Raw genomic sequence first — 15,848 nt, forward strand, 5'->3', positions numbered from 1 at the left:
CTCAGCGGAGGCGGCCGCTCACTTGCCGATCCCCTCGGAGAGGCCCTTGATGAAGTAGCGCTGGCTGACGAAGAACAGCACGATCACGGGCAGGGCGGCGATCACCATGCCGGCGAAGACGACCGGATAGTCGGTTCCGTGCTTGCTCATCAGACTGGTGAGACCGACGGGAAGCGTCTGCACGCCCGTGCCGCTCGTGAACACCATCGCGAACAGATACTCGTTCCACGCGAACAGCACGTGCAGGATCACCGTCGAGATGATGATCGGCTTGCACATCGGCAGCGTGATGCGCCAGAAGGTGGTCCAGCGGCTCGCACCGTCGACCTCGGCCGCCTCGTCGACCTCGCGCGGGAGATCGATCATGTACGCACGGATGAGGAACGTCGTGAACGGGATGCGGAACGCGGTGTAGAGGATGAGCAGCGCCCAGAACGTGTTGTACAGCCCCATCGCCTGGAACATGCGCACGAGCGGGACGAGAGCGACGGCGGGCGCCAGCATCAGGCCCCCGAGGATCAGACCGGAGGCGACGCGGCCGAACGGCATCCGCACGCGCGTCAGGCCGTAGGCTGCCCAGGCGCTGATGAACACGGTGGCGATCGTGGAGGTCACCGTCACCAGCACGCTGGCGGTGAGGTAGTCGCTGACACCGCGGTTCCAGGCGTCCGCGTAGTTCTCCCAGTCGAGTTGCAGCGGCAGCGCGAAGGGATTGCCGAAGAGCTCGGCGTTCGACTTGAACCCGTTCATCACCATCCACAGCAGGGGATAGACGACGACCACCACGAGCGCGAGCAGGAACGCCCACAGGAACACGCGGGTGATCGCGCCGAGGAATCCGGTGCGGGTCATCAGAACTCCACCCTTCTGCGTCGTGTGTACCAGAGCTGCGCGAGTGCGATCAGCAGAGTCACCACGAAGATCACCGTGGCGATGGCGGCGGCATAGCCGAAGTCGTTGCGGACGAATCCGCTGCGGTACAGCCAGGTCGACAGCACCTGCGTCGAATTGTTCGGTCCGCCGCTGGTCATCACCATGACCTCGTTGAACACCTGGAAGGCGCCCGAGATGGTGACGATGATCATGAGGCCGGTCATCTCGCGCACGAGCGGCATCGTGACGTGGAAGAACCGTCGCACCGGTCCGATGCCGTCCAGCGCGGCGGCCTCGTACAGCTCCGACGGGATGCGCTGGATCGCGACGGCGAACAGCAGGGTCGAGTAGCCGAAGCCCTGCCACTGGCTCATCGCGATGATGGCGACCATGGCGGTGGACTCCTGCCCGAGCCACGGCTGGGCGAGTGCGCCGAGCCCGAGCGCATCGAGGAGATGATTCAGCAGACCCAGATTGGGCTCGTAGATGAAGTAGAACAGCAGGCCGGCGACCGTGAGGGAGATCGCCGACGGCACGAAGTAGATCGCGCGCAGTACCTTGCGCCAGCCGATGCTGCGCAGGCTCTCGATCATGGCCGCGAGCACGAGCGCTCCGGCGACCTGGAACAGGATCGACAGCACGGCGTAGAGCACGTTGTTGCCGAGGGCCGTCCAGAAGACCGGGTCGCTCACGAGCTTCTCGTAGTTGGCGAGGCCGACGAACTCGGTGACCCCGGAGTAGATGTCCCACTCCTGCGTCGAGAACGCGATGTTCTGCGCCAGCGGGAGGTACACGAACACCGCGAGCACGACGACCGCCGGCACCACCCAGGCCAGGCCGGCGAGGCGCCGAAGACCGGAACGGCGCGATCGGCTGCCCGGTCGCCCGGCGCCGCGGCCGGTCGTGATCGCCTCGGTCACGGTCGGGGGCAGGCGGAAGCCCGGCCCCGACGTCGTGTCACCGCGCGGAGTCGTTGGCGGCGCGGACACTCTCGAGCACCTCCTCGGGAGTGGTGGAGCCGCTGATGATGGCTTCGCCTCCGGCGAGCCAGGCGTCGGCCACCTCGGGCACCGTCACCGTGTCGAGCCAGACGACGATCTGCGATGCCTCGTTGACCGCGGTGATGCCTTCGAACACCGCAGCGCTCGAGGTCTCCTCGGTCACGGCACCCACCACGGTGCTCGGCTGGCCGTACGGGGGAGAGGAGAGCACGGTGGCGTTCTCCGGATCGGTGACGAACTTCATGAAGTCGACCGCGAGGGCCGCCTGCGGCGACCTGGCGTTGATCAGATACCCCTCGGGTGATCCCTCGATGGCGGAGGTGTCACCGGGCGCACCCTCGGGAGCCGGCAGCGGGAAGATGCCGAAGTCGTCGGTGGTGAGCGTCGAGCCCTCGGCCGTGACGGTGTCGAACTCGAGGATCTCCTGGAAGTACATCGCCGCGCGACCGCCGGCGAGTGCCTCCTGAGCCGTGGTGTAGAGCACGCCGTTCGTGCCCTGGCCGCTGTCGGTGCACTCGGTCACCAGGGTGTCGAACTGCTCGAGGGCGGCGATGTAGCCGGGGTCGCTCCACTCCGCCGTCTCCGGGTCGAAATCCGCCTGCAGCACGTCACCGGGCACGTTGTAGGCGAACAGCTGCTGCAGGTAGTGCAGGGCCGGCCATCCGTCCTTGTTGCCGAACGCGATCGGCTCGTATCCCGCGTCACGCAGCGGCCCGCACGCGTCGATGAGCTCCTCCAGCGATGTGGGCACCTCGATGCCCGCGGCGTCGAATGCCGACCTGCTGTAGCCCATGAACTTGCCGTTGTTGTAGAGGGGGACACCGTAGAACTTGTCGTCGTACCGGAAGGCGGACAGCGATGCCTCCCCGAAGCGGTCGCCCCACTCCGTGCCGGGGGCGATCACCTCGGTGAGGTCGGCGGCGAGGCCCCCGTCGATGAAGTTCTGGGCCCAGTCGCCGGTCCAGGTGAAGTAGATGTCGGGCAGCGCCTGGGATGCCGTGAGGGTCTTCGTCTTGTCCTTGACCGACTGATCGGTCTCCTGGATCAGCTCGATCTCGACGTCGGGGTGCTCGGCCTCGTAGGCCGCGGCGAGATCCTCGAAGTAGGTCTCGAGCGGCGCTCCGCCGAACTTCGTGAGGATCGACAGGGTGCCCTCGTAGACGGGATCGGCAGTGATGTCCGCAGCGGGGGGCTGCGGCGTGCCGCCCGCGCAACCGGCGAGGACGAGCGCGGACGCCGCGACGGCGGTGGCGATCGGAAATGTGCGTGACGTGCGCATGGTCTGCCTCTCTGAGGGGGCGGACCGAGGGCCGCGGGAGTCGCGGTCACCGATCCGCCGTTGGAACTTCGGTGCGTGCCTTGTCGAGTGAGTGTAGCGAAAAGCTGACACCGGTACCAGCGGACCAGAGAGAAATCTCATGATCTCGCCTCAGAAGACCGGAATATCAATGATGTTTGACGACCTCGCCTCCGATGTGTCACCATGACTTCCACCTGACACCGGTACCACACCCACTCGGGCAGGCCTCGGCCTCCCCCGCGAAAGGATCAATGATGCTCGGCTTCGACGAGACCGCCTTCCGGACCCAGATCGCCAGCGCGGTCGCACTGCGCCCGCAGATCGAGGAGCTGGTCGACCAGCTGCTCGCGAAGGGCATCGACAACGTGATGCTCGTGGGCGCCGGTGGCACCTACAGCCAGATGTGGCCGTACGAACTGCTGGCGCGGGAGCGGTCGACCCTGCCTGTGCGCACCGCGATCGCGGCCGAGCTGGTGGTCGCCGGCGACGCGTCGCTGAGCGAGCGGACCGCCGTCGTCGTCACCTCCGTCACCGGGACGACGGAGGACGTCGTGAACGCGATTCAGTTCGTGAAGGCGGCCGGAGCGACGACCGTCGCCTTCACCGGTCACGCCGACTCGCCCATCGCGACGGGCGTCGACCACGCCCTGATCTCCGAGCCCAAGACCTGGCCGTTCGACATGCAGCTGCTTCTCCTCGTCGGACGACTGCTCCACCAGCGCGGCGACTTCGACGGATACACCTCGCTGGCCGACGAGCTGGTGAACCTTCCCGACGCTCTGGTCGCCGCCGCCGAGCAGGCGGAGCCCGTCGCCGCGGCCTTCGCCGAGGCGCACGCCGACACCGACTACTACTTCCTCATCGGTGGGGGACCCCTCTGGTCCTTCGCGTACCTGTACTCGATGTGCATCCTGGAGGAGATGCAGTGGCTGCGCACCACGCGGGTGCACAGCGCGGAGTTCTTCCACGGATCCCTCGAACTGCTCGAAGAGGACACCTCCGTGCTCATCTTCCAGGGCGAGGACAGCACGCGCCCTCTCACCGATCGCGCGGAGGCGTTCAGCAAGCGCATCTCGAAGGATGTCACCGTCTTCGACACCCGGGACTACGCGCTGGAGGGCTTCAGCGCGGAGAACCGGGCTCTGATCGCGCCGATCGTGCTGGACACGGTCATGGGCCGGGTGAGCAAGCACCTCGAGCGTGTGCGCGAGCACTCCCTCGACCTGCGCCGGTACTACCGCGTCATGGACTACTGAGACGAGAGGCGAGCAGGACATGCGCGTACTCGGCTTCGGCGACAACATCGTCGACCGGTTCCTCGATCGTGGTGTCGACTACCCGGGAGGCAATGCCGTCAACGTCGCCGTGTACGCGCATCGACTCGGCGCGGATGCGGACTATCTCGGGGTGTTCGGCGACGATGACGCCGGCGTCTTCCTCCGCGCCGCGATCGAGGATGCCGGTGTCGGCACGGCGCACAGCGTCATCCGCGCCGGCGAATCCGGTGTCTCCTCGCTGCGGGTGGACGAGGGCGAGCGCGTGTTCCTCGGCTGGAACGGCGGGGGAGTGACGGTGACCGACCCGATCGATCTCGACGACGAGAGAGAGGCGTACGCGGCCGGATTCGACCTCGTGCACTCGAGCGTCTACTCGCGCACCGAGTCGCAGCTGCCACGGCTCCGCCGACACGACACGCTCGTCACCTTCGATCTCTCCAGCGAGACGGAGTTCCGCACCTCGGCGTATCTCGAGCGCGTCGCGCCCCACGCCGACCTGGTGCTGCTGTCCTGCGCCGGCCTCGACGAGGGTGCCGCCTTCGCTCTGCTCGATCACGCGGTGGCGCACGGCGCTCGGCTGGCGCTCGGCACGCGGGGGACCGACGGCGCGCTCGTCACCGACGGTCGAGTGCGGCGCACGGCGTCGGCGCGGCTGCTCACCGACGCCGAGAGGCTCGTCGACACGATGGGCTGCGGCGATGCGTTCCTCGCGGGATTCCTCGTCGATCTGCACGCCTCCGGCTGGCGACGCGAGTCGGCGCCGTCGGAATCCGCCCTCCAGGCCGCCCTCGAAGCCGGAGCGGATGCCGCGCACGACCAGTGCCTCGTCGAGGGAGCGTTCGCGCGCGGGCGCCGGAGCGGGGACCCGGTCCCGGCTAGCATGTGGTGAACGTCTGATGCGGAAAGGGGCGAGGGCGATGACCTCCGAACGCTCCGTCCCTCCCACCATCTCCGAAGTCGCGGAGGCGGCGGGGGTGGGCCGGTCCACGGCCGCCCGCACGCTGGGCGGCTACGGCTACGTGAGCCCCGAGCTGCGCGAGCGCGTGCTCGCGGCCGCCGAGCGCCTGGGCTACCGGGCGAACGCCCTGGCGCGCAGCATGTCGACCGGCGTGAGCAAGACCCTCGGCGTGATCGTCGCCGACATCGCGAATCCGTTCTTCGGCGCCGTCGTGCGCGGCATCTCCGACGCCTCGCGGGCGCGCGGCTTCGAGACGCTCGTGCTGAGCACGCATGAAGACCTCGACGAGGAGATCGCGGCGACGAACGTGCTCATCGACAAGCGGGTCGACGGCATCATCGTCGCATCGGCGGCTCTCGACGCGGCGTCCGCCGGACATATCGAGCAGGCGCGGTCGCGGGACATCCCGGTGGTGCTGGTCGACCGTGCCGTGCCCGGACTCGCGCTCGACGCCGTGGTCATCGACAACCGCGCCTCGGCCCGCGAGGCCGTCGCGCGCCTGCTGGAGGCCGGGCACCGCCGGATCGGATTCGTGTGGGGTCCGCCGGTCGACGAGCGGCCGCGCCGCCGCCGAGACCTCATCGACGTCGCCTCCCGGAACCTCTGGACCGACGGAGAGCGCCTGCAGGGGTATCTCGATGCCCTCGACGACGAAGGCATCGTGTTCGATGCCGACCTCGTGATGGTCGGCGCGAAGAACGAGGAGCACGCCCAGGCCGAGGTGTCGCGCATGCTCGCGCTCGACGCACCGCCCACCGCACTGTTCTGCACGGAGAACGACGCGATGACGGGATCGCTGCGCGCGCTGCGGGCGAGCGGTCTCCGCGTCGGAGCCGACGTCTCCCTCATCGGCTTCGACGACAGCTCGTGGGCCGCCGTCATGGAGCCGCCGCTCACCATGATCGAGCAACCGACCCTGGCGCTCGGCGCTCGCGCGGCCGAGGTGCTGTTCGCGGCGATCGACGGCGAGTCGGGTCCGGCCCGGCTGCACACCCTGAGCACCCGCTTCGTCGACCGCGCCTCGGTGATGCCGCCGCCTCAGCGCTGACCGATGTCGGGCCCCGGCGCCCGGCACCGCCTCACTTGAGCAGTCGTGAGAGCCGACGGTCGGCCAGGACCTTGCCGCCGGTCTGGCAGGTGGGGCAGTACTCCAGCGACCTGTCGGCGAAGAACACGCTGCGCACCGTGTCGCCGCAGACCGGGCACGTCTCCCCGCGGCGGGCGTGCACCTGTATACCACGGCGCTTGGCATCCTTCAGGTCGGCCGGGGGCTTGCCCGAGGCCGCGGCCACGGCATCCGTCAGCGTGTGCTGCATCGCGGCGAACAGACGGTCGACCTCGGCGTCGTCGAGCTTCGCGGCGACGGCGTAGGGCGACATCTTCGCGGCGTGCAGGATCTCGTCGGAGTAGGCGTTGCCGATGCCCGCGATCACGGCCTGATCGCGCAACAGGCCCTTGATCTGCATCCGCCGATCCTCCAGCAGCCCCGCGAAGGTGTCGCGGGTGAAGGAGGCGTCGAGGGGGTCGGGCCCGAGTCGCGCGATGCCCGGCACCTCCTGCACGTCGCGGACCACGGAGACCGCGAGCGACTTCTTGGAGCCCGCCTCGGTGAGGTCGAAGCCGCTGCCGTCGTCGAGGGCGATGCGCAACGCGATCGGCGACTTGCCCGGCTTGATGAGGGTCGTGGGCAGGGTCTCGTACCAGCGCAGCCAGCCGGCCTTCGCCAGGTGGAACACGAGGTGCAGGTCGTCGCCGCACGACAGCACGACGAACTTGCCCAGACGTGCCGACGCCGTGATCGTCGCGCCGTGCAGCGCGGAGATCGGGGGATCGTACGTCTTCAGCGCCGCGATCGCCGCGACGCTGGCGCGCGTGATGGTGCGACCGACGGCGCGCTCGCCGAGGAAGGCGACGAGCCCCTGGACCTCCGGCATCTCGGGCATGGAGCCATCCTGTCACCGCCGTCCGACACTGTCACCTCCGTCTTCCCCTTCCCACACACCCTGCTTGCAGACTCCCCCTCACCCTCCACTGACGACCCACCCCCTTCTGTGCGAACGGCCCCTTTGTGCCTGCACAAAAAGGGGTGGGTCGCACACAAAGGGGTGGCTCGACGAGCAGGCGGGGAGAGCAAGAGAGGAAGAGGAAGAGGGGGAGGGCAGGAGGAGAGGATGCCGTCAGAGCACGGGCCAGTCGACGGGGGTGCGGTCGTCGGCGGCGAGGAGACCCGCGGACCATCCGTCGTCGCGGCCCCGAGGGCTCGTCAGCGCCTGTCGCTGCAGTCCCTCGTAGCGGAAGCCGAGCGCGCGGGCGGCCCGGGCCGAGGGGACGTTGCCTGCGACGGCCCGCCAGCGGACGCGGACGAGGCCGAGTTCATGGAAGCCCCAGTCGAGCACCGGGCGCGCGGCTTCGACGAGGTAGCCCGACCCGCGGGCCTCCGCCGCGACCCAGAACCCGAGCTCGGCGTCACCGCCGGTGGCGTGCGCCGTGATGTGGTGCAGCCCGATCATCCCGACCAGCTCGGAGCCTGCGCGCATCGCCCAGACGGTCTGGCTCCCGTCCGCCCACCACTCGTCCACGAGGCGCACGAAGTCGGCGGCATCCTGCCGGGCGTAGGGGTGGGGCACCGTCGTCCACCGCGGGATCTCCGGATCCTGGCACGCCCGCGTGATGGCGTCGATGTCGGCGTCCGTCGGTGCGGACAGGACGAGTCGTGCGGTCTGAAGTGTCGCTTTCTCCATGCGGTCACGATACGGGCGCGGCAGGCGGTGTGCGGCGGGCTCCACGGCGCGCTGCGATGTCGGATGCCGCGTCTAAGCTTGTCCGGTGACTGTTCCCGGGATTCTGCGCGCCTTGGAAGAGGCGACCCTGTATCGAGACGCCCTGGGCTGGGCGCAGACCGATGCCGACCTCGGGTTGGTCGACGGACTCGACGCCCCGACGCTCGCCGGTCTGCTCGCCAAGCGCAGCGCCGCGGGGCATCCGGCGGCCCTGCTCGCCGTCGCGCCGACCGGCCGCCGAGCCGAGAGCGTGGCGCAGGCGCTCGGCGCGTACCTGCCGGATGCCGAGATCCTCACCTTCCCCGCCTGGGAGACGCTGCCGCACGAACGGCTGAGCCCGAGCCCCGACACCGTCGGCCAGCGCCTGCAGACGCTGCGCCGCATCGCCGAGTGGTCCGAGGAGCGCCCGCTCGTGGTCGTCGCCTCCGTGCGCGCCGCGCTGCAGCCGATCGCGGGCAACCTCGGCGAGATCACCCCGCTCGAGTTGCGCACCGGCAGCCGCGGCAACGAGCTCGACACGGTCGCCGAGCAGCTCGTCGAGCGCGCGTACTCCCGCGTCGACATGGTCTCGCGTCGCGGCGAGTTCGCGGTGCGCGGCGGCATCCTCGACGTGTTCCCCCCTGTTTCCGAGCACCCCTACCGCGTCGAGTTCTTCGGCGACGAGATCGATCAGATCCGCGCGTTCTCGGTGGCCGACCAGCGCTCGCTCCCCGGTGATGTCGACGGGGTCGACCTGCCGCCGAGCCGCGAGCTGTTGCTCACCGCCGACGTGCGCGACCGTGCGCGTGCCCTGATCAGCGGCTTCCCGGCCATCGCGGGCATGCTCGAGAAGATGGCGGAGGGCATCCCCGTCGAGGGCATGGAGTCCCTGCTGCCCGCGGTGTCGGGCCCGCTGAAGTCGCTGGTCGAATACATGCCGGCCGGCACCGCCACGGCCGTCGTCGACCCCGAGCGCTCCTCGGCCCGTGCGATCATCCTCGGCGAGACGAACCGCGAGTTCCTCGACGCCGCCTGGAGCGCGGCGACCTCGGGCGCATCGGCACCGATCGATCTCGGCGCCGGCGACTTCCTCACGATCGCGCGGCTGCGCGAGGTCGTGCGCGACCGTGGAGGCGTGTGGTGGCGGCTCAGCCCCTTCGGCGCGGGCCTGGGCGAGGGCGATGCGGATGCCACGAACCTCGATGCGACCGTCATCCCCTCGTTCCACGGGAACGTCGACGGGGCGATCTCGTTCGTCGAGACGCGCCTCGCCGACGGCTGGCGGGTCGTGGTGATCGCGACCGGTCAGGGGCTCGTCGACCGCGCGCGGGATGTGCTCGCCGACCGCGGCATCGCCGCCCGCATCGTGGAGGAGCTCACCGAGGCACCCGAGCACGGCATCGCCACCCTCGTGTGCGGTTCGGTCGAGGCGGGGTTCCAGGTCGCCGAGGCCCGGCTCGCGGTGCTCACCGACAACGAGTTCTACGGCCGCACGATCGGCGGCGACCAGCGCGTCGTCAAGAAGCTCGCCTCCCGCCGCAAGAACGTCGTCGATCCGCTGCAGCTCAAGCCGGGCGACTTCGTCGTGCACGGCACGCACGGCATCGGTCGTTTCGTCGAGATGACCAAGCGCGAGGTGTCGACGGGCGGCCGCAACGCGACCAAGTCGATCCGCGACTACCTCGTGCTCGAGTACGCGCCGTCCAAGCGCGGCTACCCCGGCGACAAGCTCTACGTGCCCACGGATCAGCTCGACCTGCTCTCGAAGTACGTCGGCGGCGAGGCCCCGACCCTGTCGAAGATGGGCGGCAGCGACTGGGCGCAGGCCAAGGGCAAGGCGCGCAAGGCCGTGCGCGACATCGCGGTCGAGCTCGTGAAGCTGTACTCGGCGCGGATGAGCGCCAAGGGCCACGCCTTCGGCCCCGACACCCCCTGGCAGCGCGAGCTGGAGGAGGCGTTCCCGTTCGCGGAGACGCCCGACCAGCTGCAGACCATCGACGAGATCAAGGCCGACATGGAGCGGCCGATCCCGATGGACCGGCTGCTCAGCGGCGATGTCGGCTTCGGGAAGACCGAGGTCGCGGTGCGCGCGGCGTTCAAGGCGATCCAGGACGGCAAGCAGGTCGCGATGCTCGTGCCGACGACGCTGCTCGTCAAGCAGCACATGGAGACCTTCACCGAGCGGTTCGCGGGGTTCCCGGTGAAGGTGCGCGCGCTGTCCCGGTTCCAGACCGACAAGGAGGTCCGGCTCACGCTGCAGGGCCTCCTCGAGGGATCCGTCGACATGGTGATCGGCACGCACCGCATCCTCACCGAGGGGGTCCTGTTCAAGGACCTCGGACTGATGATCATCGACGAAGAGCAGCGGTTCGGGGTCGAGCACAAGGACACGCTCAAGAAGCTGAAGACGAACGTCGACATCCTCGCGATGAGCGCCACGCCGATCCCGCGCACGCTCGAGATGGCGGTCACCGGCATCCGCGAGATGTCGACCCTCGCGACGCCCCCGGAGGACCGGCATCCGATCCTGTCGTTCGTCGGGCCCCGCAGCGACAAGCAGATGGCGGCCGCGATCCGTCGCGAGATCCTCCGCGAGGGGCAGATCTTCTTCGTGCACAACCGCGTGCAGTCCATCCAGCGGGTCGCGAGCGAACTCGCCGAGCTCGTCCCCGAGGCGCGGATCGCCGTGGCGCACGGGCAGATGGGCGAGCATCAGCTGGAGCAGGTCGTCGACGACTTCTGGGAGCGCAAGTTCGACGTCCTGGTCTCGACCACCATCATCGAGACCGGGCTCGACATCGCCAACGCCAACACGATCATCATCGATCGCGCCGACAAGTACGGCCTCAGCCAGCTGCATCAGCTGCGCGGTCGGGTGGGCCGCGGGCGCGAGCGCGCCTACGCGTATTTCCTGTACGACGAGATGAAGCCGCTCAGCGAGACCGCGGCCGACCGTCTGCAGACGATCGCCGTCAACAACGAGCTCGGCTCGGGCATGCAGGTCGCCCTGAAAGATCTCGAGCTGCGCGGTGCGGGCAACATGCTGGGCGCGGAGCAGGCCGGGCACATCGCCGGCGTCGGGTTCGACCTCTACCTGCGCATGATCGGCGAAGCGGTCGCGACGTTCCGCGGTGACGAGGTCGAGACGGGACAGGAGCTGCGGCTCGAGCTGCCCCTCGACGCCCGCATCCCGGAGTACTACATCGACAGCGAGCGCCTGCGCCTCGAGGCGTACCAGAAGCTGTCGGCGGCCTCGGCGGCGACCGCGAAGGACGACGCACTCGACCTCGTGATCGAGGAGCTCACCGACCGCTACGGCACACCGCCGGAAGAGGTGGAGGGGCTCCTCGCCGTGGCGCGTCTCCGCCGGCGCGCGGCTCGTGCCGGGCTGACCGACGTCGTGGTGATGGGATCGAACCTGCGCATCGCGCCGGCCCACCTCGAGGACTCCATCAAGGTGCGACTGCAGCGGCTGTATCCGAAGGCGAAGATCGTGGCGAGCGGGGAGGCCATGGTCGTGCCGATGCCCACGGTGCCGGCGGCGGTCGGTGTCGGGCTCGAACCCCTGCCCGATGAGGCGCTGCTGGAGTGGGTGAACCAGCTGTTCACCGCGATCTTCCCCGAACCGGTGAAGGCCGGATGACGGCGCGGATCCGGTAGCCCACCTCCGGGTGCCGGTCAACGGGGTGCGCGTCACGGGAAACAGGAGCATGCTGTCCCCATGTGGATTCTGCTGATCATCCTGCTCCTGGCGTGGGCCGGGATCGCCGTGCTCGGCTTCGTCGTCGAGGGCCTGCTGTGGCTCGCCGTGCTCGGGATCGTGCTGTTCCTGGTGACCCTCGTGGTCGGGATGCTCCGACGACGCGCCGCGACCAAACTGTAGACCCCGCAGAAGCGCGCTGCGCCGGTCGAGATCCGGGGTCGCGGAGCGCCTGCCGCCCGCTATCCTGACGTCATGTTGTACGAGCACCTCGGGGCTCGGCCCCGGATCCATGACACCGCCGTCGTCGCTCCCACCGCCGTGATCTCCGGCGACGTCGAGATCGGCGCGGGGTGCCAGATCCTGCACGGAGCCGTGATCACGGCCGAGGGCGGACCGATCACCCTCGGCGAGCATGTCATCGTGATGGAGAATGCGCTGATCCGGGCGACCGCCGCGAACGCGGTGCACATCGGGCCCCACACCCTGATCGGGACGCTGTCGAGCATCGCCGGAGCCACGGTCGGCGAGGAAGTGTTCCTGGCGTCCGGTTCACGGCTGTTCAACGGGGCGCTGATCGGACCGCGCTGCGAGGTGCGCGTCAACGCGATCGTGCTGCGTCGGGCGGTGCTGCCGGAGGGGACGGTGGTGCCGATCGGCTGGGTGGCCGTCGGTGATCCGGTACGACTGCTCTCGCCGGATCGCGAGGACGAGATCGCCGCCGCACAGCCGGACCTCGACTTCCCCGGCCACGTGTTCGGCGTCGACCGGGACACGCCCGATCTCATGGTGCAGCTGACCGAGCGCTACGGAAGCTCGCTCGCGCGCCACGCGTACGACGTGCCCCTGGGCGACGGACACACCCGGCAGCACCGCGCATGAGGGAGGGATCGGGGCTTGTCCGACCCGAGGTGAGCACGACCGATGCGGCCCGCATCGCCCTCGAGTGCTACGGGATCACGGCGACCGCGGAGGAGCTGGGCAGCAACCAGGACCGCAACTTCCTGCTGACGGCGGATGACGGGGCGCGCAGCGTGCTGCGCATCGACAACGCGGTGTTCCGTGACGAGGAACGCGACGCCCAGCACGCCGCCCTCGACGCGTACCGCGAGGCCGGCGTGAGCGTGCCGGCTGTCCTGCCCGGACTCGACGGCGCCCTCACGCAGCGCTGGAACGGATTCGCGGCGCGGCGCAGTGCGTTCGCCCCGGGGGAGCCCCTGGTGGATGCGGGCTATCTCGCCCCCGTCGTGCTGGCCGAGTTCGGAGCGCTCGCCGCCGCGTCGGTGAACGCGCTCGCCTCGCTGCGGCATCCGGGGCTGGAGCGCGCACAGATGTGGGACATGCGGGTCGCGCACGCGCAGACCGAGGCGCTCGCCCCGGCGATCGCCGATGCCGGGTTGCGCGCGCGTGTGCTCCGGGCGTCCGACGAGGCGGCCGCGGCGCTCGCCCCGCTCGCCGACGCTCTCCCCGTGCAGGCGATCCACGGCGACCTGACCGACGACAACGTGATGGGGGAGCGGGGCGCGGACTCTCGTCTGCACCCCCACATGGTTCTCGATCTCGGCGACCTCGGGTTCGGCTGGCGCGTCGCGGAGCTCGCGGTGTGCGCCTCGTCGATGCTGCACCACGAGCCGGAACGCCCCCTGCGCGTCCTGGCGACCGTCGCCGCCTTCCATCGCGATGCCCCGCTCAGCGAGGCGGAGGCCCGGGCGGTCTGGCCGCTGCTGGTGCTGCGGGCTGCTCTGCTCGTGGCGAGCGGTTGGCGTCAGCTCGAGATCGACGGCGCGAACGACTATGCCCGGGAGCGGATCGCGGGCGAGCAGGCGATCTTCGATGCCGCGACCCTGCTGCCGCTGGTCGAGATGACCGAGCACGTGCTCGATACGGTCGGCATCGCGGCGCCGGAGTTCATCGCGGCCCCGACTCCCGCGGATGCCCCGCCGCTCGCGGGGCTCTTGCCCGACGTCACCGGTCGGGTGCTCGTGATCGACCCCGGCGTCGAGTCCGCCGGCCTGGACGCCGGACGCTGGCTCGAGGACACCGGGGAACAGGGACTGATCGCCGATGCGATGCAGACCGGCGCCGCCGTCGCCGTCGTCCCGTACGGAGTCTTCCGGCTGACGCGCGCCCGCGTGGACGCCGCGGATCCGGCGGCGACCTGGCCGGCCGTGTGCGAGATGCACTTCCCGCCCGGACCGCGCGTGCGGGTGACCGCTCCCGCGCCGGGTCGAGCGACGCAGCGGGGCGGACTCCTGCGCCTCGTCCTGGATCGGGCAGGATCGGAATCAGGCCCGGACTGGACTCTGGAGATCGACGGGCTCGACGCGCAGGAACGTCGTGAACGCCCCGTGAGCGCCGCCGAGACGATCGGCTGGCTCGCCGCATCGTTCGAACCCCGGCGTCTGACCGTCGGGATCCGCCGCGACGACGCGCCGACCCCCGAGGACGGTGCGGCGCTCGTGACGCCGGACCGGGTTCCGGCATGGAGCCGCCTCACCGCCGATCCGGCGCCCCTGCTCGGGCTGCCCTCGCGCGCGCAGGCGGATGGTGCGGCGGAGGAGCTGGAGCGGCGCGGACGGATCTTCGCCGCCGCCCAGGAGCGCTACTACACGCATCCGCCGCAGATCGAGCGTGGCTGGCGGCATCACCTGATCGACACGACCGCCCGCACCTACGTCGACATGGTCAACAACGTCGCCGGTCTCGGGCACGCCCATCCGAAGGTCGCCGACGCCGCGCACCGGCAGCTGCGCACGCTCGCCACCAACTCGCGGTTCCTGTTCCGTGACCTGGCCGAGTACAGCGAACGCCTGCTGGCGCTGATGCCGTCCGGGAGCGATCTCGACACGGTGCTGCTGGTCAATAGCGGGTCGGAGGCCGTGGACCTCGCACTCCGACTCGCGCAGGCGGCGACCGGCCGGCGTACGGTCGTCGCGCTCCGCGAGGCGTATCACGGCTGGACCATGGCCAGCGATGCCGTCACCACGAGCGCCTATGACAATCCCCACGCCTTGGCCACGCGCCCCGACTGGGTGCATGTCGCGGACGTCCCGAACGCGTTCCGCGGCACCCATCGCGGCGACGACACCGCCGCCGCCTATCTCGCCGATCTCGACGCCGACATCGCCGGGCTCACCGGCGAGGGGCGCGAGATCGCCGCGTTCCTGTGCGAGTCGCTGCTGGGCAACGCCGGAGGCGTGGTGCTGCCGCCGGGGTACCTCGCCGGGGCCTACGCGCGGGTGCGTGCGGCGGGAGGAGTGTGCATCGCCGACGAGGTGCAGGTCGGGTTCGGGCGCCTCGGATCCGCGTTCTGGGGGTTCGAGCTCGCCGGCGTCGTCCCTGACATCGTCACGATCGCGAAGCCGATGGGCAACGGCTTCCCGATCGGCGGGGTGATCACGTCGCGCCGCATCGCCGACGCGCTCTCGTCGCAGGGCCAGTTCTTCTCCTCCGCGGGCGGCAGCTCGCTCAGCTGCCGGGTCGGCATCGCGGTGCTCGATGCGATGGTCGAGGACGATCTGCAGCGCAACGCCGCGGCGATCGGACGCCGCCTCGCCGAGGGATTGCGCGAGGTGGAGCGGCGGCATCCGCTGATCGGCGTCGTCCACGGCGAGGGGCTGTATCTCGGCGTGGAGCTCGTGCGCGACCGGGAGACTCTGGAGCCGGCCGCCGCCGAGGCGGCGGCGATCTGCGAACGGCTGCGCGAACTCGGGGTGATCGTGCTGACGGCCTCGGAGCGCTCCAACGTGCTGAAGATCAAGCCGCCGCTCTGCCTCACCGCGGAGAGCGCGGATCACGTGGTCGCGATGCTGGATCGGGTGCTCGACACCGGGTGGTAGCCTCCGCGGGGTCTTCTTCGAATCCCGTTCCCTTTTCGATTGTTAAATGCGTATTTCGTATCAGGAATGGGGGTCGCGCTGAGGAATACCTCGGGTCCATACTGATCCTCAGCGTCGGACGCCCCGAAGTCCGACCCATGC

12 protein-coding genes are annotated in these 15,848 nt (G+C 69.8%); 7 read left to right on the plus strand and 5 right to left on the minus strand.

What is annotated here, in order from left to right; genetic code table 11:
- Positions 1 to 18 precede the first annotated feature (18 nt).
- Genes ACWA14_RS04610 through ACWA14_RS04620 form a run of 3 tightly spaced genes read right to left on the minus strand, consistent with a single transcriptional unit; the run spans position 19 to position 3,153 of the window.
- Positions 19 to 852, minus strand: a complete 834-nt coding sequence (locus ACWA14_RS04610) for a carbohydrate ABC transporter permease (protein ID WP_463796310.1) — start codon at positions 850 to 852, stop codon at positions 19 to 21.
- A complete protein-coding gene (locus ACWA14_RS04615) occupies positions 852 to 1,862 on the minus strand; it encodes a carbohydrate ABC transporter permease (RefSeq protein WP_463796311.1) in 1,011 nt (336 codons plus the stop codon). Before ACWA14_RS04615 ends, ACWA14_RS04610 begins: the two co-directional genes overlap by 1 nt.
- Positions 1,831 to 3,153, minus strand: a complete 1,323-nt coding sequence (locus ACWA14_RS04620; RefSeq protein WP_463796312.1) for an ABC transporter substrate-binding protein — start codon at positions 3,151 to 3,153, stop codon at positions 1,831 to 1,833. Before ACWA14_RS04620 ends, ACWA14_RS04615 begins: the two co-directional genes overlap by 32 nt.
- Before the next feature lie 275 nt (positions 3,154 to 3,428).
- Here ACWA14_RS04620 and ACWA14_RS04625 point away from each other — a divergent pair, with 275 nt between their 5' ends.
- From ACWA14_RS04625 to ACWA14_RS04635, 3 genes are read left to right on the plus strand one after another with little or no spacing between them, the layout of a single operon-like run.
- Positions 3,429 to 4,430, plus strand: a complete 1,002-nt coding sequence (locus ACWA14_RS04625) for an SIS domain-containing protein (protein WP_463796313.1) — start codon at positions 3,429 to 3,431, stop codon at positions 4,428 to 4,430.
- A 19-nt stretch (positions 4,431 to 4,449) separates the two neighbouring features.
- Positions 4,450 to 5,340, plus strand: coding sequence for a PfkB family carbohydrate kinase (locus ACWA14_RS04630; protein WP_463796314.1), 891 nt, complete (start codon positions 4,450 to 4,452; stop codon positions 5,338 to 5,340).
- Between the two features lie 28 nt (positions 5,341 to 5,368).
- Positions 5,369 to 6,457: a LacI family DNA-binding transcriptional regulator gene (locus tag ACWA14_RS04635; RefSeq protein ID WP_463796315.1), complete on the plus strand. Its 1,089-nt coding sequence runs from the start codon at positions 5,369 to 5,371 to the stop codon at positions 6,455 to 6,457.
- A gap of 31 nt (positions 6,458 to 6,488) precedes the next feature.
- Here ACWA14_RS04635 and ACWA14_RS04640 read toward each other — a convergent pair whose 3' ends face one another.
- Both ACWA14_RS04640 and ACWA14_RS04645 read right to left on the minus strand, forming a co-directional pair.
- Positions 6,489 to 7,352, minus strand: a complete 864-nt coding sequence (locus ACWA14_RS04640; protein WP_463796316.1) for an Fpg/Nei family DNA glycosylase — start codon at positions 7,350 to 7,352, stop codon at positions 6,489 to 6,491.
- A gap of 234 nt (positions 7,353 to 7,586) precedes the next feature.
- Positions 7,587 to 8,150, minus strand: a complete 564-nt coding sequence (locus tag ACWA14_RS04645; protein WP_463796317.1) for a GNAT family N-acetyltransferase — start codon at positions 8,148 to 8,150, stop codon at positions 7,587 to 7,589.
- Positions 8,151 to 8,235: 85 nt separating this feature from the next.
- Between ACWA14_RS04645 and mfd the strand changes: the two genes are divergently transcribed.
- From mfd to ACWA14_RS04665, 4 genes are all read left to right on the plus strand, one after another.
- Complete coding sequence (mfd, locus tag ACWA14_RS04650; RefSeq protein ID WP_463796318.1) at positions 8,236 to 11,811, plus strand: transcription-repair coupling factor; 3,576 nt, start codon at positions 8,236 to 8,238, stop codon at positions 11,809 to 11,811.
- A 78-nt stretch (positions 11,812 to 11,889) separates the two neighbouring features.
- Positions 11,890 to 12,051 carry a hypothetical protein gene (locus ACWA14_RS04655; protein WP_463796319.1) on the plus strand — a complete coding sequence of 54 codons (162 nt, stop codon included), beginning with the start codon at positions 11,890 to 11,892 and terminating at the stop codon, positions 12,049 to 12,051.
- A gap of 72 nt (positions 12,052 to 12,123) precedes the next feature.
- Positions 12,124 to 12,750, plus strand: coding sequence for a gamma carbonic anhydrase family protein (locus ACWA14_RS04660; RefSeq protein ID WP_463796320.1), 627 nt, complete (start codon positions 12,124 to 12,126; stop codon positions 12,748 to 12,750).
- On the plus strand, positions 12,747 to 15,707 hold the full coding sequence (locus ACWA14_RS04665; protein ID WP_463796321.1) for an aminotransferase: 2,961 nt from the start codon (positions 12,747 to 12,749) through the stop codon (positions 15,705 to 15,707). Before ACWA14_RS04660 ends, ACWA14_RS04665 begins: the two co-directional genes overlap by 4 nt.
- Positions 15,708 to 15,848: the final 141 nt, after the last annotated feature.

This window comes from Microbacterium sp. TW_SC_2, assembly GCF_055361165.1.

What these genes read in the sequence shown, in the direction of transcription:
- ACWA14_RS04610 (WP_463796310.1), bottom strand. Translation starts at nt 852, where the DNA reads ATGACCCGCACCGGATTCCTCGGCGCGATCACCCGCGTGTTCCTGTGG.
- ACWA14_RS04620 (WP_463796312.1), bottom strand. Translation starts at nt 3,153, where the DNA reads ATGCGCACGTCACGCACATTTCCGATCGCCACCGCCGTCGCGGCGTCC.
- ACWA14_RS04625 (WP_463796313.1), top strand. Translation starts at nt 3,429, where the DNA reads ATGCTCGGCTTCGACGAGACCGCCTTCCGGACCCAGATCGCCAGCGCG.
- ACWA14_RS04630 (WP_463796314.1), top strand. Translation starts at nt 4,450, where the DNA reads ATGCGCGTACTCGGCTTCGGCGACAACATCGTCGACCGGTTCCTCGAT.
- ACWA14_RS04635 (WP_463796315.1), top strand. Translation starts at nt 5,369, where the DNA reads ATGACCTCCGAACGCTCCGTCCCTCCCACCATCTCCGAAGTCGCGGAG.
- ACWA14_RS04640 (WP_463796316.1), bottom strand. Translation starts at nt 7,352, where the DNA reads ATGCCCGAGATGCCGGAGGTCCAGGGGCTCGTCGCCTTCCTCGGCGAG.
- ACWA14_RS04645 (WP_463796317.1), bottom strand. Translation starts at nt 8,150, where the DNA reads ATGGAGAAAGCGACACTTCAGACCGCACGACTCGTCCTGTCCGCACCG.
- ACWA14_RS04655 (WP_463796319.1), top strand. Translation starts at nt 11,890, where the DNA reads ATGTGGATTCTGCTGATCATCCTGCTCCTGGCGTGGGCCGGGATCGCC.
- ACWA14_RS04660 (WP_463796320.1), top strand. Translation starts at nt 12,124, where the DNA reads ATGTTGTACGAGCACCTCGGGGCTCGGCCCCGGATCCATGACACCGCC.
- ACWA14_RS04665 (WP_463796321.1), top strand. Translation starts at nt 12,747, where the DNA reads ATGAGGGAGGGATCGGGGCTTGTCCGACCCGAGGTGAGCACGACCGAT.